19 protein-coding genes are annotated in these 16,923 nt (G+C 64.8%); 8 read left to right on the plus strand and 11 right to left on the minus strand.

Annotated features, from left to right (window positions below; genetic code table 11):
- Positions 1 to 46 precede the first annotated feature (46 nt).
- Together ACXAJT_RS04540 and ACXAJT_RS04545 are read left to right on the plus strand one after the other, a co-directional pair.
- Positions 47 to 823: a rhomboid family intramembrane serine protease gene (locus tag ACXAJT_RS04540; RefSeq protein WP_475233313.1), complete on the plus strand. Its 777-nt coding sequence runs from the start codon at positions 47 to 49 to the stop codon at positions 821 to 823.
- Positions 808 to 1,203: a GFA family protein gene (locus ACXAJT_RS04545; RefSeq protein WP_475233314.1), complete on the plus strand. Its 396-nt coding sequence runs from the start codon at positions 808 to 810 to the stop codon at positions 1,201 to 1,203. Before ACXAJT_RS04540 ends, ACXAJT_RS04545 begins: the two co-directional genes overlap by 16 nt.
- Positions 1,204 to 1,322: 119 nt before the next feature.
- Here the strand turns inward: ACXAJT_RS04545 and ACXAJT_RS04550 are convergent, their stop codons facing one another.
- From ACXAJT_RS04550 to betC, 4 genes are all read right to left on the minus strand, one after another.
- Positions 1,323 to 2,114: an inositol monophosphatase family protein gene (locus ACXAJT_RS04550; protein ID WP_475233315.1), complete on the minus strand. Its 792-nt coding sequence runs from the start codon at positions 2,112 to 2,114 to the stop codon at positions 1,323 to 1,325.
- A gap of 114 nt (positions 2,115 to 2,228) precedes the next feature.
- Complete coding sequence (locus tag ACXAJT_RS04555) at positions 2,229 to 2,660, minus strand: hypothetical protein (RefSeq protein WP_475233316.1); 432 nt, start codon at positions 2,658 to 2,660, stop codon at positions 2,229 to 2,231.
- 138 nt (positions 2,661 to 2,798) lie between these two features.
- Positions 2,799 to 4,460 carry a BCCT family transporter gene (locus ACXAJT_RS04560; RefSeq protein WP_475233317.1) on the minus strand — a complete coding sequence of 554 codons (1,662 nt, stop codon included), beginning with the start codon at positions 4,458 to 4,460 and terminating at the stop codon, positions 2,799 to 2,801.
- 108 nt (positions 4,461 to 4,568) lie between these two features.
- A complete protein-coding gene (betC, locus tag ACXAJT_RS04565; protein WP_475233318.1) occupies positions 4,569 to 6,092 on the minus strand; it encodes a choline-sulfatase in 1,524 nt (507 codons plus the stop codon).
- Positions 6,093 to 6,283: 191 nt separating this feature from the next.
- On the opposite strand from betC, the gene ACXAJT_RS04570 reads away from it, so the two are divergent.
- The gene (locus ACXAJT_RS04570) at positions 6,284 to 7,204 is read left to right on the plus strand and encodes a LysR family transcriptional regulator (protein ID WP_475233319.1); all 921 of its coding nucleotides are present in this window, start codon (positions 6,284 to 6,286) and stop codon (positions 7,202 to 7,204) included.
- Positions 7,205 to 7,207: 3 nt separating this feature from the next.
- Here the strand turns inward: ACXAJT_RS04570 and ACXAJT_RS04575 are convergent, their stop codons facing one another.
- Together ACXAJT_RS04575 and ACXAJT_RS04580 are read right to left on the minus strand one after the other, a co-directional pair.
- Positions 7,208 to 7,624 carry a hypothetical protein gene (locus ACXAJT_RS04575; RefSeq protein ID WP_475233320.1) on the minus strand — a complete coding sequence of 139 codons (417 nt, stop codon included), beginning with the start codon at positions 7,622 to 7,624 and terminating at the stop codon, positions 7,208 to 7,210.
- On the minus strand, positions 7,624 to 8,826 hold the full coding sequence (locus tag ACXAJT_RS04580; RefSeq protein WP_475233321.1) for a pyridoxal phosphate-dependent aminotransferase: 1,203 nt from the start codon (positions 8,824 to 8,826) through the stop codon (positions 7,624 to 7,626). The genes ACXAJT_RS04575 and ACXAJT_RS04580 overlap by 1 nt, the downstream gene beginning before the upstream one ends.
- A gap of 91 nt (positions 8,827 to 8,917) precedes the next feature.
- Between ACXAJT_RS04580 and ACXAJT_RS04585 the strand changes: the two genes are divergently transcribed.
- From ACXAJT_RS04585 to ACXAJT_RS04595, 3 genes are all read left to right on the plus strand, one after another.
- The gene (locus tag ACXAJT_RS04585) at positions 8,918 to 9,313 is read left to right on the plus strand and encodes a helix-turn-helix domain-containing protein (RefSeq protein ID WP_475233322.1); all 396 of its coding nucleotides are present in this window, start codon (positions 8,918 to 8,920) and stop codon (positions 9,311 to 9,313) included.
- A 1-nt stretch (position 9,314) separates the two neighbouring features.
- Positions 9,315 to 9,605: an FAD assembly factor SdhE gene (locus ACXAJT_RS04590; RefSeq protein ID WP_475233324.1), complete on the plus strand. Its 291-nt coding sequence runs from the start codon at positions 9,315 to 9,317 to the stop codon at positions 9,603 to 9,605.
- Positions 9,606 to 9,722: 117 nt separating this feature from the next.
- Positions 9,723 to 10,220 (plus strand): winged helix DNA-binding protein, encoded by a 498-nt coding sequence (locus ACXAJT_RS04595; RefSeq protein ID WP_475233325.1) that lies wholly within the window; start codon positions 9,723 to 9,725, stop codon positions 10,218 to 10,220.
- A 13-nt stretch (positions 10,221 to 10,233) separates the two neighbouring features.
- On the opposite strand, the gene htpX is transcribed toward ACXAJT_RS04595, so the two are convergent.
- From htpX to ACXAJT_RS04620, 5 genes are all read right to left on the minus strand, one after another.
- Positions 10,234 to 11,271 (minus strand): zinc metalloprotease HtpX, encoded by a 1,038-nt coding sequence (gene htpX / locus ACXAJT_RS04600; RefSeq protein WP_475233326.1) that lies wholly within the window; start codon positions 11,269 to 11,271, stop codon positions 10,234 to 10,236.
- 68 nt (positions 11,272 to 11,339) lie between these two features.
- The gene (locus tag ACXAJT_RS04605) at positions 11,340 to 12,068 is read right to left on the minus strand and encodes a DUF1194 domain-containing protein (RefSeq protein ID WP_475233327.1); all 729 of its coding nucleotides are present in this window, start codon (positions 12,066 to 12,068) and stop codon (positions 11,340 to 11,342) included.
- 15 nt (positions 12,069 to 12,083) lie between these two features.
- The gene (locus tag ACXAJT_RS04610; protein ID WP_475233328.1) at positions 12,084 to 12,518 is read right to left on the minus strand and encodes a VOC family protein; all 435 of its coding nucleotides are present in this window, start codon (positions 12,516 to 12,518) and stop codon (positions 12,084 to 12,086) included.
- A 188-nt stretch (positions 12,519 to 12,706) separates the two neighbouring features.
- Positions 12,707 to 14,008: a hypothetical protein gene (locus ACXAJT_RS04615; protein ID WP_475233329.1), complete on the minus strand. Its 1,302-nt coding sequence runs from the start codon at positions 14,006 to 14,008 to the stop codon at positions 12,707 to 12,709.
- A 125-nt stretch (positions 14,009 to 14,133) separates the two neighbouring features.
- On the minus strand, positions 14,134 to 15,162 hold the full coding sequence (locus ACXAJT_RS04620) for a hypothetical protein (protein ID WP_475233330.1): 1,029 nt from the start codon (positions 15,160 to 15,162) through the stop codon (positions 14,134 to 14,136).
- A gap of 258 nt (positions 15,163 to 15,420) precedes the next feature.
- On the opposite strand from ACXAJT_RS04620, the gene ACXAJT_RS04625 reads away from it, so the two are divergent.
- Entirely contained in the window at positions 15,421 to 16,251 is an 831-nt protein-coding gene (locus ACXAJT_RS04625) for a thymidylate synthase (RefSeq protein WP_475233331.1), read from the plus strand.
- Between the two features lie 9 nt (positions 16,252 to 16,260).
- Positions 16,261 to 16,740, plus strand: a complete 480-nt coding sequence (locus ACXAJT_RS04630) for a dihydrofolate reductase (protein WP_475233332.1) — start codon at positions 16,261 to 16,263, stop codon at positions 16,738 to 16,740.
- Positions 16,741 to 16,923: the final 183 nt, after the last annotated feature.

Genomic DNA, 16,923 nt, shown 5'->3' on the forward strand with positions numbered 1-16,923 from the left:
CCGCTCGCCCCTTGACGCCGCGCTCCGCCGCGTCACTCTTTGCGCGATGTTTCCGATCCGCGATCACAACCCCTCGGGCCGCACGCCCTATGTCACCTACGCGCTGATCCTCGCCAATGTGGCGATTTTCCTCAGCTACTGGGGGCTCTTCAGCGATCCGCGCGCGCTCAACGCCTTTTTCGACCGCTGGGCCCTGTTCCCGGCACATATCTCCGAGGGCTATGGCTACACCGGCATCCTGACCTCGATGTTCCTGCACGGCGGGGTGATGCACCTTCTGGGCAACATGCTCTTCCTGTTCATCTTCGGCGACAATATCGAGGACGCGCTGGGACACGCGCGCTACCTGCTGTTCTACCTCGCCGCGGGTATCGCCGCAGCCCTGCTGCAATATCTGGCCGACCCCACCTCAGGCGTCCCCACGGTCGGCGCCTCAGGGGCCATTGCCGGGGTGATGGGCGCCTACCTGCTGATGTTCCCCAAGGCGCGGGTCGATATTCTGATCATCCTGATCATTATCTTCAAAGTCCTGCCGGTGCCGGCATGGCTGCTGCTGGCGGTCTGGTTCGGCATGCAGGTGTTCAGCGGCATCGGCAGTACCGGAGCCGAGGGCGGTGTCGCCTACTGGGCGCATGTGGGCGGTTTTGTCGCTGGAACGCTGATGATCGCGCCGGTCTGGCTGGCGCGCGGCGGCCCGGCGTTCTGGAGTCGCACCCACGGCACCCCTCCCCACCCCGAGGCGCGCTATGTTATGGGCCGGACGCATGTCCCGCGCGCCGGACGCCGGACCAACGGAAGGAAGGGCCCATGGTCACGCCACTGAAAGACGCACCGGTCGGAGCCGCGCCGGTGAAGGTCACCTGCCACTGCGGCGCCTGCGAGTTGCGGGTGACCCTGAGCGACGGGCTGAACACCGCCCGCCGCTGCGACTGCTCGTTCTGCCGCCGCCGCGGTGCCCCCGCGGTCTCGGCACCGCTGGACGGGATCGAAGTGGTGAAGGGCGCCGACAGGCTGACGCTCTACCAGTTCGGCACCAACACCGCGCAGCACCATTTCTGCTCGGTCTGCGGCATCTACATGTACCACCGCCGCCGTTCGAACCCCAACGAGTACGGGGTGAACATGGGGGCGATCGAAGGGGTGAACCCTTCCGATTACGACATCCCATGGACCGACGGGGTCAATCATCCTTCCGACCGCTGAGCCGGGTGACGCGATCCGGACCGCCTCCGGCGGGCGTATTTTCAAAGAGAAGAAGCGCAAAGAAAAAGGGAAGCCCTACGGCTCCCCTTTCATCGGTCCGAAAAATACGCGGCGCGGCGTCAGAGCTCGCGGATCACCTTGGCAAAGGGATCGAAGATGTTGTTGCTGGCGCAGAGGATCGAGCCGGTTTGCAGCGGGTCCTGATCCTCACGCACGCCCTCGAGCATCGCGCCAGCTTCCTGCGCGATGAGCGAGCCCGCGGCGATGTCCCAGATGTTCAGTTCGCGCTCCCAGTAGCCGTCGTAACGACCGGCGGCCACATACGCCAGATCGAGCGCCGCCGAGCCCCAGCGCCGCACACCGGCGCATTCGGGCATCAGGCGGGCGAAGTCCTTCAGCGTCGCCGGCAGGGTCTTTTTGGCAGCAAAGGGCACGCCGGTTGCGAAGATCGCCTCGATCATCCGGTGACGGCCCGAGACGCGCAGGCGGCGCGAGTCGTTCAGCCAGGCGCCAGCGCCCTTCTCGGCGTAGAACATCTCGTCCTTGGCCGGGTCGAAGACCACGCCGGCGACGATCTTGCCCTTGTGCTCAAGCGCGATCGAGATCGCCCAATGCGGCAGGCCGTGCAGGAAGTTGGTGGTGCCATCGAGCGGATCGACGATCCAGCGACGGGTCGGATCCTCGCCGTCCTGACCGCCGCCCTCTTCGCCGAGCCAGCCGTAGGTCGGGCGCGCGCCCAGCAGCTCGTCCTTGAGGATCTTCTCGGCGGCGATGTCGGCGCGGCTGACGAAGTCTCCCGCCCCCTTCATCGAAACCTGAAGATTTTCGACCTCGCGGAAGTCCTTGACCAGCGAGCGGCCCGCCTTGCGCGCGGCCTTGATCATGATGTTGAGGTTGGCACTGCCCTGCATGGCGATGGTTCCCGGAATTGGTTCAAGCCGCGCGTATACGCGGCTCGCCGGAAAAAGCCAAGGCTCTATGGCCCCTATCTGCCGATGCGATTTGGGCCGCGATCCTGCCAGCCTTCACTGTGAGGCGATGCCCTTTTCGCCCACCGGCGCATAGGCCCGGGGCAACGGCGCCGAAGCGGCGCGCGGCGCCACGTAATCTGCCGGATTATAGTAGCTGCCGCCGGTCGGTATCCCGCACCAGATCTGCCCGCCCGCGATCACCGGCTGCTTGCCTTCGTGGCACATGTTGGGGCCGGGATAGGCCTGAATCAACGGCGCATCGCTGCCGCCCACAGCAAAGCCTGCCTGCCCCGGCAGATACATGTCGCCCGGATAGCCCTGACCGCCCGCGAGGGCCGCGCCCGCGGAAAAGGTGGTTGCCGCCAGTGCGGCGCAAAACTTCAGAACTCGCATCTTCTTCCTCACACACGGAAAATCCGGCTGTCTTCCGATCAGGTTAGCAGCGCTCGCGTCTAAGTCAAAATTTCGCCGCAATTTGGCGGACATCCGATCTCGCCGGAAACAATCGCAGGCATTTTCGTCTTTTGAAGACAGATCGACACCTGCGCGCGCGCCGAGATTCGCGCGAAACAAAAATGGCCGGCGCAATACTGCGCCGGCCAGCGTTTCCCGTCCCGATGAAGATCACTCGGCGGGCGGCAGTTCCACGGTCACCGAGGGCACGCCTTGGCGGGCACGCAGCCCGTCGCGGTAGATTGCCTTGAACAGCCCCGCGCACATCAGCAGCATCACCACCGAGAAGGGCAGCGCGCCGATCACCATGGCGGTCTGGATCGCGGTCAGACCGCCGACCAGCAGCAGCGCACCGACGACAAGGCCCAGCGTCACGCCCCAGAAGATGATGCGCGGGCGCGCCTTCGGGCCCTCATCCCCCGCCGCGTTGATCGTGTTGACGATCAGCACCGCCGAGTCGGCGGAGGTGACGAGATAGGTCATCAGCAAGATCACGATGATCACCGCCATGATCCAGCCCAGCACGTCGCCCAGCATGATGCCGGTCATGGTGAAGATCTTGGCGCCGTCGGTGGACGCAAAGATCGCGCCGTCCGCCAGCCCCGAAAGCTCCATGTCGATCGCCGTGCCGCCGGCAAAGGAGAACCATACGAAGCACATGATCGACGGCACGATCATCGCGCCCAGCACGAACTCGCGGATCGTCCGGCCACGCGAGATGCGTGCGAGGAACAGGCCGACGAAGGGCGCGAAGGCCACCCACCACGCCCAGTAGAACACCGTCCACGCACCCTGCCAGCCCGAGAGCGCGTCGCCGGTCTCGGACCCATCGGCGCGGTAGACGGTGAACAGCATCTTCGGCAGCGCGATGACGTAATCGAACATGCCGATGAACAGCGCCTGCATGCCGAACCAGGTGGAGCCGAAGATCATCAGGAAGGCGAGCAGGAAGATCGACAGCCCCATGTTGAGGTTCGACAGCCACTTGATGCCCTTGCCGACGCCCGACAGCGCCGAGAGGGTGGAGGCGCCCATGATCACCACCAGAGCGACGATGATGCCGGCAGACGAGGCGTTGCCCTCTTCGGTCACGAGCCAGTCGCCGATGCCGATCTTGCTCATGCCTGCGACGAATTGTTCAACGCCGAAGCCCAGCGTCTGCGCCACGCCAAGGATGGTGGCGATCACCGCCACGATGTCGACCACATGCCCCAGCACGCCCGACAGCGCCGAGCCGAAAAGCGGGGTCAGCGACGAGCGGATGGTCAGCGGCAAGCCGCGGCGATAGGTGAAATACCCCAGCGCCAGCCCGGCGATGGCATAGGAGGACCACGCCGAGAAGCCCCAGTGCAGATAGCTGTACTTATAGGCGTTCATGAAGTTGTTCATGCTCTCGCCATTGGCCAGCCCCTGGATCACCTCGGGGTTGTTGCGGAAGTGGTAGATCGGCTCCGCCACCGCCCAGGTCAGCATGCCGACCCCGATGCCCGCGCCAAACATCATCGAAAACCACGAGAAGTTGCCGAACTCCGGTTCCTCACCGTCATGGCCAAGCTTGAGCTTGCCCGCCGCCGGCCAGAGCGCCAGCGCCAGACAGACCAGCACGAAGAAGGCCATGACGTAGATGTACCATGTGGCGAAGTTGGCGAGGATGAAGGTGTTGAGGCCGCCAAGCACATTGCCGGCCTGCTCGGGGAAGGCGACGGCCCAGAGCACCAGCCCGCCCACCGCGAGTTTCGAGGTCACCGTCACGTCGAGCGAGAAGCCGTTGTAGAAGCCCTTGTCGGCTGTCTTGATCGGCAAGTCTGAAAGGGGAGGTTCAATTTTTGCCATTCGGGATGTCCCTGTTGATCGGGCTTTGGTGTTTCCCGGTCGCGGCGCCCTTTGAGCGGCCGGGTTGGGCGCGCGGGAACCCCGCGCGCCAGAGGATTTCACCGCGGCTCACTCGCCGCGCGGAAAGCGCGCGTTCTCCTCCACGACGTTGAGGTCCATGTGGTTGCGCATGTACCGCTCCGACGCCTTCTGCAGTGGCTGGAAATCCCACGGGAAATAAGAGCCGTTGCGCAGCGCCTCGTAGACGATCCAGCGCTGCGCCTGACTCTTGCGCACGTCGGCGTCGAAACCCTGCAGGTCCCAGCGCGCATCGGCCATGGCGGTGAAATGCGCCAGCGTGTCGGCGTGCGCCGGGTCCGCGGCGAGGTTGGTCAGCTCGTTCGGATCGGCCTCAAGATCGAACAGCTGGTCCGGGTCCAGCGCGCAGCGGGTGTACTTCCAGCGCCCTTGCCGCAGGCAGACCAGCGGCGCGTAAGAGGCCTCGGCGGCGTATTCCATCGCCACCGGCGCCTCGCGCGTCTCGCCCTGCCCCAGCGGCACGAGGCTGTGACCGTCGGTCCACGGGGTGATCTCGTCCATCGCCACGCCCGCCAGATCGCAGAGCGTCGGGCAGACGTCGATGTTGCTCACCGGCGTGTCGACCCGGCCCGGCGCCATCTGCGGCGCGGCGATCATCATCGGCACGCGGGCCGAACCCTCGAAGAACGACATCTTGAACCACAGGCCGCGGTTGCCGAGCATGTCGCCGTGATCCGAGACCAGCAGGATGATGGTGTTCTCTTCCTGCCGAGTGCCGCGCAGCGCCTCCATCACCTCGCCGATCTTGTCGTCGAGATAGGAGATATTGGCGAAATAGGCCCGGCGCGAGCGGCGCACATCGTCCTCTGTGATGTTGAAGCTGCGCCAGTCGTTGGCGTCGAAGATGCGCTTCGAATGCGGGTCGTGATCCTCGTAGGCCATCGCGCCGACCTCGGGCAGAAGGTGCTCGCAGTCCTCGTAGAGGTCCCAGTACTTGCGCCGCGCCACGTAGGGGTCGTGCGGGTGGGTAAAGCTGACGGTCAGGCACCACGGGCGGTCATCCTTGCCGCGCCCGAGGTCATAGACCTTGCGCGTGGCGTTGTAGGCGACCTCGTCGTCATACTCCATCTGGTTGGAGATCTCGGCCACGCCCGAGCCGGTGACCGAGCCCATGTTGTGATACCACCAGTCGATGCGCTCGCCGGGCTTGCGGTAGTCCGGGGTCCAGCCGAAATCGGGCGGGTAGATGTCGGTGGTCAGCCGCTCTTCGAAGCCGTGCAGCTGATCCGGCCCGACGAAGTGCATCTTGCCCGACAGGCAGGTCTGGTAACCCGCGCGACGCAGATGGTGCGCGTAGGTGGGGATCGACGAGGCGAACTCGGCGGCGTTGTCGTAGACCCCGGTGCGCGAGGGCAGCTGGCCCGACATGTAGCTCGCCCGCCCCGGCGCGCAGAGCGGCGAGGCGGTATAGGCGTTGCGGAACCGGGTCGAACGCGCGGCCAGCGCCTTGAGGTTCGGGGCGTGCAGCCAGTCGGCGGGGCCATCTGGAAACAGCGTGCCGTTCAGCTGGTCGACCATGAAAATCAGGATATTCGGGCGGCCTTGAGTGCTCATCCGGGGCGCAGTCCTTTCGGTGTCTTGTAGTGAAACCAAGCAGCCGTCGCGCGGCTGCCGTCCAGCATCCGCCACGCATCTCCCCCGGTCCCGCGTGGAGCCGAGGTCATGCAGCGATTGCCTTCGGTGTCGTGATATAAGTTTCGGGGACGATAGTTGACTTTTGGCCGAAATAACCGCGAAATCTGCTTATGTCTGATATTGGCAATTCTTATAGCACATTCAGCCGGTACAGCGCCGATCTCTGCCTCTTCCTGTTGGTTGCGCAAAGTGGTCAGCTGTCGCGCGCTGCCGAGATCGCAGGGCTGTCGCAGCCGCGGCTCAGCCAGCGGATGAAGGCGCTGGAAGACTCGCTGGGCCAGCCGCTGCTGCTGCGCGAGCGGCGCGGCGTCAGCCTGACCCGCGCCGGGCAAGAACTGCACGACGCCATCGCGCCGCATCTGGGTGAAGCCGCCACAGCCTTCGCCCGGTTGCAGCGCCCCGCGCGCCGCCGCACGGTGGTGATCGAAACCGACCTCGCCTTCGCCGGGCTGCGCTTCCTGCCGGTGTTTCCTTCGCTCTGCGCAGAGTTCCCCGACCTTGGAATCTCGCTGCTCACCCGGCAGCTTCGCGACAACGCCCCCGGCCCAGAGATCGACCTGATGGTGCGCATGGAAACCCGGCAGAATGACACCGACAGGCTGCGCTGCCTCTTCCCCGAGCGCGTTCAGGCGGTATGCAGCCCCGCATTTCTCCACAGCCATCCCGAGTTGGAGCGCCCCGAGCAGCTGCCAGCGCTGCCGCTGATCGAGCTCACTTCGGCGGGCAACGCACCGTGGTTCACATGGGGCAGCTGGCTGGCCCAGAGCGGTGAAGGCGCGGCGCAAACCCGCGGCGAGCGGATCAGCTTCAACAGCTATGATCACGTCATACAATCGGCGGAACGAGGTCTTGGGGTCGCTCTGGGATGGCGCGGACTGACCGACAGCCGGATCGAGGCCGGCACCTTGGTTCCGGCCCTGCCCGTCGAACTGCAAAGCCCGCGGGGCTATGTGGTGCGCATGGTCGCCCCCCAGCCCTCGACCGAAGTGCGCGCGGTGTTCGACTGGATCTGCGCGCAGTTCGGAGACTGAGGCTCACTCTCCTGCGTCGCCGCCCTTCAGCACACGGTCGGCGCGCCGACGCACCAGCACGCTGCGCAGATCGTGCATGGCCAGCAGAAGCGCTTCAGTGACTTCGTCCAGTTCGGCATCGCTGGCCTTCGCCTGCGCCCATTGCGCGGTGCCGTTCAACGCATCGACCGTGCGATGCACGTCGTCGAGCGTGCGCCGCGCCAGCAGTGCCCGCCGAGCCTCCATCCACGCGGTGATCTCGGCGGTTTCTTCGGGGGTCAGGACGTGATCGCCATGCGGCTTGATCTCACCCTTGTTGAGATTGACCACAGCGATCTGGTCCATCTCGATGCGGCGCTGCCGGTTCTCGCCGTCCACGCGGAACACCATCGCTCCGTTGTCGCGGACCCGGTAATAGAAGTCCGGCAGCGCCCCGTTCATCAGCTCAGCCCTGCGCAGAATGCGGCGATGCGCTTGCAGGCCTCGGTCAGCGCCTCATCCGAGGTGGCGTAGGAAATGCGGAACGCCGGCGACAGGCCGAAGGCCGCGCCGAACACCACGGCAACGCCCGTCTCTTCCAGCAGCGCCTTGGCAAAGGCCTCGTCATTGTCGATCTTGGTGCCTCCCGCCGAGGTCTTGCCCAGCAGGCCATCGATCGTCGGGTAGACGTAAAACGCGCCTTCGGGGGTCGGGCACTCGATACCGTCCACCGCGTTGAGCGCGCTGACCACCAGATCGCGGCGGCGCTTGAACACCTCGACCCACTCGCCAAGGAACTCCTGCGGCCCGTTCAGCGCCTCGACCGCGGCCCACTGGCTGATCGAGCAGGGGTTGGTGGTGCTCTGCGACTGGATCTTGCGCATCGCGGCGATCAGATGCTCGGGGCCGCCGGCATAACCGATGCGCCAGCCGGTCATCGCATAGGCCTTAGACACACCGTTGACGGTCAGCGTCCGTTCGTAGAGCGCCGGCTCGACCTCTGCGGGGGTGCAGAACTCGAAATCGTCGTAGGCGAGGTACTCATACATGTCGTCGGACAGCACCCAGACATGCGGGTGCTTCATCAGCACGTCGGTCAGCGCCTTCAGCTCGGCGCGCGAATAGCCCGCGCCCGAGGGGTTGGACGGCGAGTTGAACAGGAACCATTTGGTCTTCGGCGTGATCGCCGCATCAAGCTGCTCGGGGGTGATCTTGTAGCCGCGCTCGGGTGCGCCATCGATGAACACCGGCTCGCCCTGCCCCAGCTTGACCATGTCCGGATAGCTCACCCAGTAAGGCGCCGGAATGATCACCTCGTCACCCGGGTTCAGGGTTGCCAGAAGCGCGTTGAACAGAACCTGCTTGCCGCCGGTGCTGACCGAGATCTGCGAGGGCGTGTAGGTCAGGTCGTTGTCGCGCTTGAACTTGGCGCAGATCGCCTGCTTCAGTTCGATGATGCCGTCGGGCGCGGTGTATTTGGTCTTGCCCGCGTCCATCGCGGCAATGGCGGCGGCCTTGATGTGATCGGGCGTGTCGAAGTCCGGCTCACCCGAGCCAAGGCCGATCACGTCCTTGCCCGCGGCCTTCAGATCGTTGGCCAGCTGGGTCACCGCCACGGTCGGCGAAGGTTTCACGCGGGAGAGGGTGTCGGAAAGAAAGGACATTAGACCACCGTTTGTATTGCTGCGCCTCATGTCATAGGCTGCGCTCCGACACCGTTCAAGCGACTTCCCCAACGTCGCGACAGGAGATGTCATGGAAGACGAAAACGACTGGTACGGCCCCGACGCCGCCACATTCGGCGACCGTCTCGCCGCTGCCCGCGAGGCCGCGGGCATGGAGCAGGACACTCTGGCCAAACGGCTGGGGGTGCGGCTCAAGACCTTGCAAGGCTGGGAAAACGACCTGTCCGAGCCGCGCGCCAATCGGCTGCAGATGCTCGCAGGGCTGCTCAATGTCTCGATGGTCTGGCTGATCACCGGCGAAGGCGACGGGCTGTCGGCCCCAAGCGAGGAAGAGCCGCAGATTTCCCCCGACCTCGATGAAACGCTGCTTGAACTTCGCACGCTGCGCGGTGAAATGCGCGCTGCGGGCGAGCGCCTCGGCCGCCTCGAGAAGAAACTGCGCAAGCTCTTGAAGGAAGGGGCCTGAGATGACGGCTCAGACGACGCCCGAAAACACCAGCGGCGAAACCCGCGAGCACCGGCTCAAGCGGCTGCGGATGCGGTCCATGCGCCGTGGCACCAAGGAAATGGACATCCTGCTGGTGCGCTACTGCGACGCCAAGCTCGACGCGATGACCGCCGATGAGCTCGACGCCTATGAGGCGCTGCTCGAGGAATACGACCCCGATCTCTACCAGTGGATTTCCGGCCAGCGCCCCGCGCCCGAAGAGCTGCGCCCGCTGATTTCCGACATCGCGCGCGTCGCCTCGGCAGGCTGAGCGCGCCCCGCCGAAAGGCGCGACCTTTGCGCTTTTCGGCACATCTGACTAGATTTAACCCATTCTTGGTCTTTTCCCGCCAGAACCTTAGGGCATTCGGCACTGGCGGAGACGGTCATGAGCATCCACGCTTCCCTCGGAAACCGGCCGGTCACGGGCTTTGTGGCGGGCTATCTGGAAACCCTTTCACTGCTTGAACGGCTGCACCGATTGCTGCTCGACGTGATCAAGGACGAGTTCGAACGCGTCGGCATCCTCGAGATCAACGCCGTGCAGGCGCTGCTGCTGTTCAACATCGGTGACAATGAGGTGACCGCGGGCGAGCTGAAATCGCGCGGCTACTATCAGGGCTCGAACGTCAGCTACAATCTCAAGAAACTGGTCGATATGGGCTATATGCACCACCAAAGGTGCGAGATAGACCGCCGCTCGGTCCGGGTGCGCCTGACCGATCAGGGCCGCCATATCCGCGATCTGGTGGACGAGTTGTTCCGCCGCCACTCAGAGGGGCTGGAGGCGCGAAAGATCGTCGATCTCGAAGGGCTCGAGGATGTGAACATGGGCCTGCGCCGCCTCGAACGGTTCTGGACTGACCAGATCCGCTACATCTACTAGGCGCGCGACCGGGTCAGCTCCACGGTCCGTCACTGCGGTCCCGGCGCTTGCGCGGCACCGGCCTAGGACGTCCCGCAACGCTGGGCCGGTTCGACTCCTCCCCATCAAACTCCGCGCCCGCACCGGACCAGTCCGCCGGCCCTGCCCCGCGCACAGCGCTGCTTTGGCCCTGATTTTGCGCTGGTCGAGCCTGCCCCGCCTGTGCGAAGCCGCCCTGCGCGGCCAGTTCCTTCAGCGCGGCGATGCGGTTTTCGGTGGCCGGGTGCGTGGCAAATAGATTGTCGCGCTTGTGCATATGCAGCGGGTTGATAATGAACATATGCGCGGTGGCCGGGTTCGCCTCGGCCCGCAGATTGTCGACCCGCGCCGCGCCGCGCTGGATCTGCCCAAGGGCCGAAGCCAGCCACATCGGATTGCCGCAAATCTCGGCCCCCGCCTTGTCGGCGGCATACTCGCGTGTCCGGCTGATCGCCATCTGCACCAGCGCAGCCGCCATCGGCGCAAGGAACATCATCGCCAGCGTGCCGACCAGCCCCATGCGGTTCTCATCGCGCGAGCCACCAAAAAAGAACGCAAAGTTCGCCAGCATCGAGATCGCCCCGGCAAACGTCGCCGTCACCGTCATGATCGCCGTGTCGCGGTTGCGGATATGCGCCAGTTCATGCGCCACCACCCCGGCCAGTTCCTCGCGCGATAGGCTGCGCATCAGCCCCGAGGTTACCGCCACGGCGGCATTCTGAGGGTTGCGACCGGTGGCAAAGGCGTTGGGCTGCGGCGTGTCCATCAGATAGACCTTGGGCACCGGCAGCCCGGCGTTGCGCGACAGCTGCGTCACCATCTCATGCAGACCGTAGCGGTCGCCGGGCGAAAGCGGCTGAGCCCCATGCATGCGCAGCACCATCTTGTCCGAATTCCACCACGAAAAGGCGTTCATCCCGCCCGCAAAGATCAGCGCGATCACCATGCCGGTGCTGCCCCCGATCAGATAGCCCAGCCCCATGAACAGGGCGGTCATCGCAGCCATCAGAAGGGCCGTCTTTGCATATCCCATGGATCACACTCCGCGCAGATGTTCTTGCGCCCGATATAGGGCCGCGCGCCGCGCGAACCAAGCGCCGCTCAGCGCAGTTCGGTGTCCTCGGGCGCCGCAGGCGCGGGTATGGGCGCCAATTCGCCCACCATCATGTCATTGACCTCGCGAAACAGCTTGCGGGTCATGGCGCGCAGAAAATCCTCGTAGCCCGCGGCGATCTCGACAAAGGCGCCGGGCCCGTGCCGCACCTCGCCCTGAAAATACTCCACCACGCGCGGATCAGAGCCCATCACCGCCAGCCCGTTCACCGTGACCCCCTCAAAGGGAAAATGCGAATAGGCCTGCTGCGGGCGAAAGCCGTCATTGGTGATGCCGTCGCCGGAGACATCGATCACCCGCCGGTCGCAGACCGGCGCGGTCTCCAGAATGCCTGCACCAAACCCCAGCGCATAGCCCATCGCCGTGGGGTAGCGGTTGTAGCTGCGCGGCGCGCTCAGCAGCCGCACGACGGCGGCGTCGATCGCCGCCTCATCGCTCAACATGGTCCAGTCCATCACCAGCTGTGACTGATTGCGCCCGCTCCACTCATAGGCCGAAAGGGCGACGCTTCCGCCGCCCTCGAGGATCGCGCGCCGCACGTCAGGATCGCGTAGCGCGCCGGCCAGCCCCTCTTTTTGCAGCCGGTACTCGCTGTCATCCACCGAAGAAGAGACATCGAGCGCCAGCAGTAGCGCCAGCCGGCAATGCGTCTGCTGCGCCAGAGCGTCAGTGCCCAAAAGCCCCAAACCGAGGCCCAGAACCGCAGAGAGACGCACGCCCACCGGCTCGGCTCACCAGTGGCCGGTGTTGGGCATGCTCGCCCAAGGCTCGGCCGGCTCTTTCGCGTCGCCCTGCTGCAGCAGTTCGATCGAAACATTGTCCGGCGAGCGCACGAAGGCCATGTGACCGTCGCGCGGCGGGCGGTTGATCGTCACGCCAGCGTCCATCAGCGTCTGGCAGGCCTCGTAGATGTCGGGCACCGTATAGGCCAGATGGCCAAAGTGGCGCGAATCCGAAGGCAGCCCCTCGTCACCGTCCCAATTGTAGGTCAGCTCGACATCGGCTGTGCCATCGTCCTGTTCGGGCGGGCAGAGGAAGACCAGCGTAAAGCGGCCCTTCTCGTTCTCGATCCGGCGGCGCTCTTTCAGGCCGAGCAGTTCATAGAAGGCGATGGATTTATCGAGATCCTTCACGCGAACCATCGTGTGCAGGTAGCGGATCGGCATTTCTTGCCCTTTCCTCTTGGTCTTGTGGTCTTCGATTTCTGACCTGCGGCGCAGCCTCGCACCGCACCCCACGCGCCCCGCAAGGCGGGCCGGTCCGGGCGCGCCCCGTAGGGCCGCAGCACACAGGTCCGGACCAATAGGCTAGCAGGCCCGGCCCGCTTGTCGAGACTTCACATTCAGAAGCGCATTCAGAAGCGCGACTTAAAGCCGAGACTGAACGAAAGGGTTTCCGTCTCGAACCGGCTGACATTGCTGTCCGAGCGCGCGCCGCTGATGTTGAGCACCGGCATGAACCCGGCATAATCCAACTGGGTAAACGCAACGTCGATATCGGCGCGAAAGGTTCTGTCCTCGCGCCCACCTGGCACAGGCACCAGCACCTCGTAATCGGGGTAGTGGTGCTCAAAGGCAGACAAAGCCAAATCCAACTCGACCGGTCCCAGCGGCTCGGCCGGCGCGTAGGACAATCGCGCGCCGCGCGTGGTGCGGGTGATCTGGCCATTGTCCGACTCCGCCCGTCCACCCTGCAGCATCAGCGTGACCTTCCCCGGCGCGCCGAAATCATGGCTCAACCCAAGCTGCGCCCCGCGCGTGGCCACGTCGTTAAGCGCGAAATCCGCGTCGCGCTGACCTTGCCATGACGCGCCGAGGATCAGAGCGCTGCGCTTTCCGACGCGCTGAATCGCGCTCAGCGCGCCCCGCCGGTAGTCATAGGCACGCTCCCCGCCCTGCCAAGCACGGCCCAGCGTGGCGCTGGCCCCCAAGAGCGGCCCCTTGGCGCCTAACCTGCGCCGGTGCTGCAAACCAAACTCCAGCGCCGAGGATCCGAAATCTCCGTTGTCCACGTCCTGCGCCTTGTCCTGCGCGTCCGGGCTTAACCAGACCCGCCGCACAGAGCTGAAACCGCGCAATCTGGTTTCCGAGCGCGCGTCGCGCAACAACGCATAGCTCAGCGCCAGTTCGCCCTGCGCCTCGGTGCCGGCCAGTGCCTGCGCCGAAGGCGAAAGGATCCCGACCAGCGGCAGACCGTCCACCGTGCTGATCTCTTCGGACGCACCGCCGTTCACGTTGGACGACGGCGCGACACCCAGATTGGCCGACAAGCGCAGCCGCGACATCCCCCGCAGAAGCTGGAACTCGCGGCCAGCCCGCGCCTCCAGCGCCTCGCTCGGCGCCACCATCAGCGCGCGGCGCATCCACACCTGTGACAGAAAGAACCGTTCGTCCCGCGCGTAAGCCGCCGCGATGACCCGCGCCGCCTCATGTTTTTGCACCTCGGTGTCGGCATAGCGCAGCGCCTGACGCGCGGCGCGGCGGGCCTGCTCGGTATTCCCGCCGCGCAGCTGGGCCTGCGCGATCACAAAATGCCCATAGGCATCTTCGGGATCGACCCGCAGCAATAGCGCTCCTAGCTCCGATGCCAGAGCAAAGCGCCCCTGCTGTACGGCGCGCAGCGCAGCGATGCGCAACTGCGCCGCCGAGAGGGTCATCACCCGCTCTGTGGAAGTGGAAGCGGGGGTATCGGGCGCGGCTGCCAAGGGAACGGCCGGCGCGAGGACCGCACCGGCCAACAAGACGGCCGCCAGCAACAGGCGCGGCAGGACCATCGGCGGCGTTACGGCCGCACCAACGAGCAGATGTCCTCGCGCGCACCGCTCTTGCCGCATTGTGTCAGGACGAACATACCCACTTCTTCGATGTCGAACTCCTCTTCGCCGACGCCGAACGGCGCCGTGAGGGTCCACGAAAGCTCGGTGGTGCCCGCCGCGTAGGTCGCGTCTTCCCCCCCGAAAATCCCGGAAAAGCTGCCGATCCCCTCTTCGTCGGGATTCTCGGCCGAGCCATTGAAGATGCCGTCCGCGTTGATCGTACCCTCGGTCAGAATGACGTCGGTGATTCCAGATTTGCCCGCTTCGGTGGCGCCGCCATAACCTCGGATGTCGATCAGCGAGCGGTTCATGATCTGCCCATTCACCGCCGCATCGGCGAAGTTCACGTTGAGAAAGATCACACCGGTCATCGGGAACGGCTCGCCCGGCAGGTCGAGGTTCTCGTAATCCTCGGGCAAGGAGCCCACTGACTGCAGATCGACGCCGCCACCGGTGACCAGATTGGTCACCGCGGCATAGTCTCCGGCGTAACTCACCTGCCCCACCTCGGGGTTCGTTTCATCGTTGAAATCGGGCGGGTCGAAGTCGCCGTCGCGGCTATAGGAACCATCTTGGAAAACATTGTTGAACTGGCCACCATCGCCGACCGCCGCCGCCGAGACACTGCCGTCGGCACTCATGCCGCCAAGCGCGAGGAAGAAGCGATCCAGAGGATCCTCCTGCACCGAGAAGGCCACATAATCGTCGAGATCGAGCGCGTCCGTCAGACGGTTGTTGCGCGCATAGACCGCCTCAAGCGGCGTGGTGTCGAGCCCGTTGATCCGCACCGTGACGCTGCTCATGTCTTCGGCGAAGCTGAAGCTCGCCACCGTCGCGTCCACATCATCGGGCGTATCGGTGCCGTCGTCGTCTTCGGTTGTCTCGCACTCCTGCAACGGATTGTCGCGGATACAGTCGTCGTCATCACTGTCGCTGGTCGCCCCGCACCCGGCGAGAAACGCGGCCATCGCCGCAAGTGCCCAAAGTCTCTGCATGAAACCCTCCCACACGCCAATACCCTGCTCGATTGCCATCACATTGCTGAGAGAATTCCCGCCATTCAACTTCGGGATTCATCCGCGCGGCCTGTTATCAACGAAGTGAGGCAATTCTGCCGCCACAGCATCTCGGCGCGCGGCCGCCATTCACCCCCACATCTGGGGCGGAAATCCCCGAGAGCGCGCGGAACCTGCTTTGCCTCGGCGCCCTGATCCGCTATTGCCAAGGGACACCACGACCAGCCCGGAGGCCCCATGCGCCAGTATCTCGACGCCCTGCGCACCGTGCGCGATCTCGGCACCCGCTCGACCGACCGCACGGGCACCGGCACGATCTCGTATTTCGGGATGCAGTGCCGCTATCCGCTGTCCGAGGGCTTCCCGCTGGTCACCACCAAGAAGCTGCACCTGCGTTCGATCATCCACGAACTGCTGTGGTTCCTCGCCGGGGACACCAACATCAAGTATCTCAAGGACAATGGCGTCTCGATCTGGGACGAATGGGCCGATGAGAACGGCGATCTCGGCCCGGTCTACGGCCATCAATGGCGCCACTTTCCGACCATCCGCGAAGAGGTCGGTGACGACGGTGCCACCCGCGTGCTGCTCGGCGAGGTCGATCAAATCGCGCAGCTGGTCGAGATGATCAAGACCACCCCCGACAGCCGCCGCCTCATCGTCTCGGCGTGGAACCCCGGCGAGATCGGCGAGATGGCCCTGCCCCCCTGCCACACGCTCTGGCAGGTGCGGGTGATCGGCGGCAAGCTGCATCTGCAGCTCTATCAGCGCTCGGCGGATATGTTCCTCGGGGTGCCGTTCAACATCGCCTCTTATGCGCTGCTCACGGTGATGCTGGCGCATGTCACCGGCTACGAGCCCGGCGATTTCGTCCACTCCATCGGTGACGCGCATATCTACCTCAACCACCTTGAACAGGTGGAAACGCAGCTGTCGCGCGATCCGCGCCCGCTGCCGACACTTAAGCTCGCGCGCGACGTGCCCTCGCTCTTCGACTTCAAATTCGAGGATTTCATCTTCGAAAACTACGACCCCGCCCCGGCCATCAAGGCCCCGGTGGCCGTCTGAGGCCCGCCCATGCTGACCCTGATCGTCGCCCGCGCCCGCAATGGCGCCATTGGCCGTGACAATGACATCCCGTGGTTCAAGGCCGAGGATCTCAAGATGTTCCAGCGCGAGACCTCCGGCGGCGCGCTCATCATGGGCCGCCGCACATGGCAGAGCCTGCCGGTCAAGCCGCTGAAGAACCGCCTGAATATCGTCGTCTCACGCGACACATCGCTGACCGAGTACGTTGTCGGCTCGCTCGATGAGGCGCTGGATCTGGCGAAATCCGAGGGCTATTTCCGCGTCTACGGCATGGGCGGCACCTCGGTGTACGAGGGGCTGCTGCCAAAGGCCGACCGCCTGCTGGTCACCGAGGTCGATCTGGAGGTCGACGGCGCAGACGCCTTCTTCCCGGCGTTTGATGAGGCGGCGTGGCGCGAGCTGGGGCGGAAGGAACTGGGCGGAGACGGACCGCAGTGCGTGGTGCGGGAATTGGTGAGGACTACCTAGCCCTAGTGCAACTAGGCGCACGCTGCAATGGCAGCATCTGCGATAGCCGCTATGAATGTCGCGCCAATTCGGCCCCGCAAAATGGGGGGCAAACGCATTGACTTTTGAGGCTGCCCTTATATATTATCTCTATTATATATAAGAACCCTGCTGCACACGGGTGAATTTAATGCGCCCATTGAG

The sequence above is a fragment of the Salipiger sp. ABF4_146 genome (assembly GCF_056161345.1).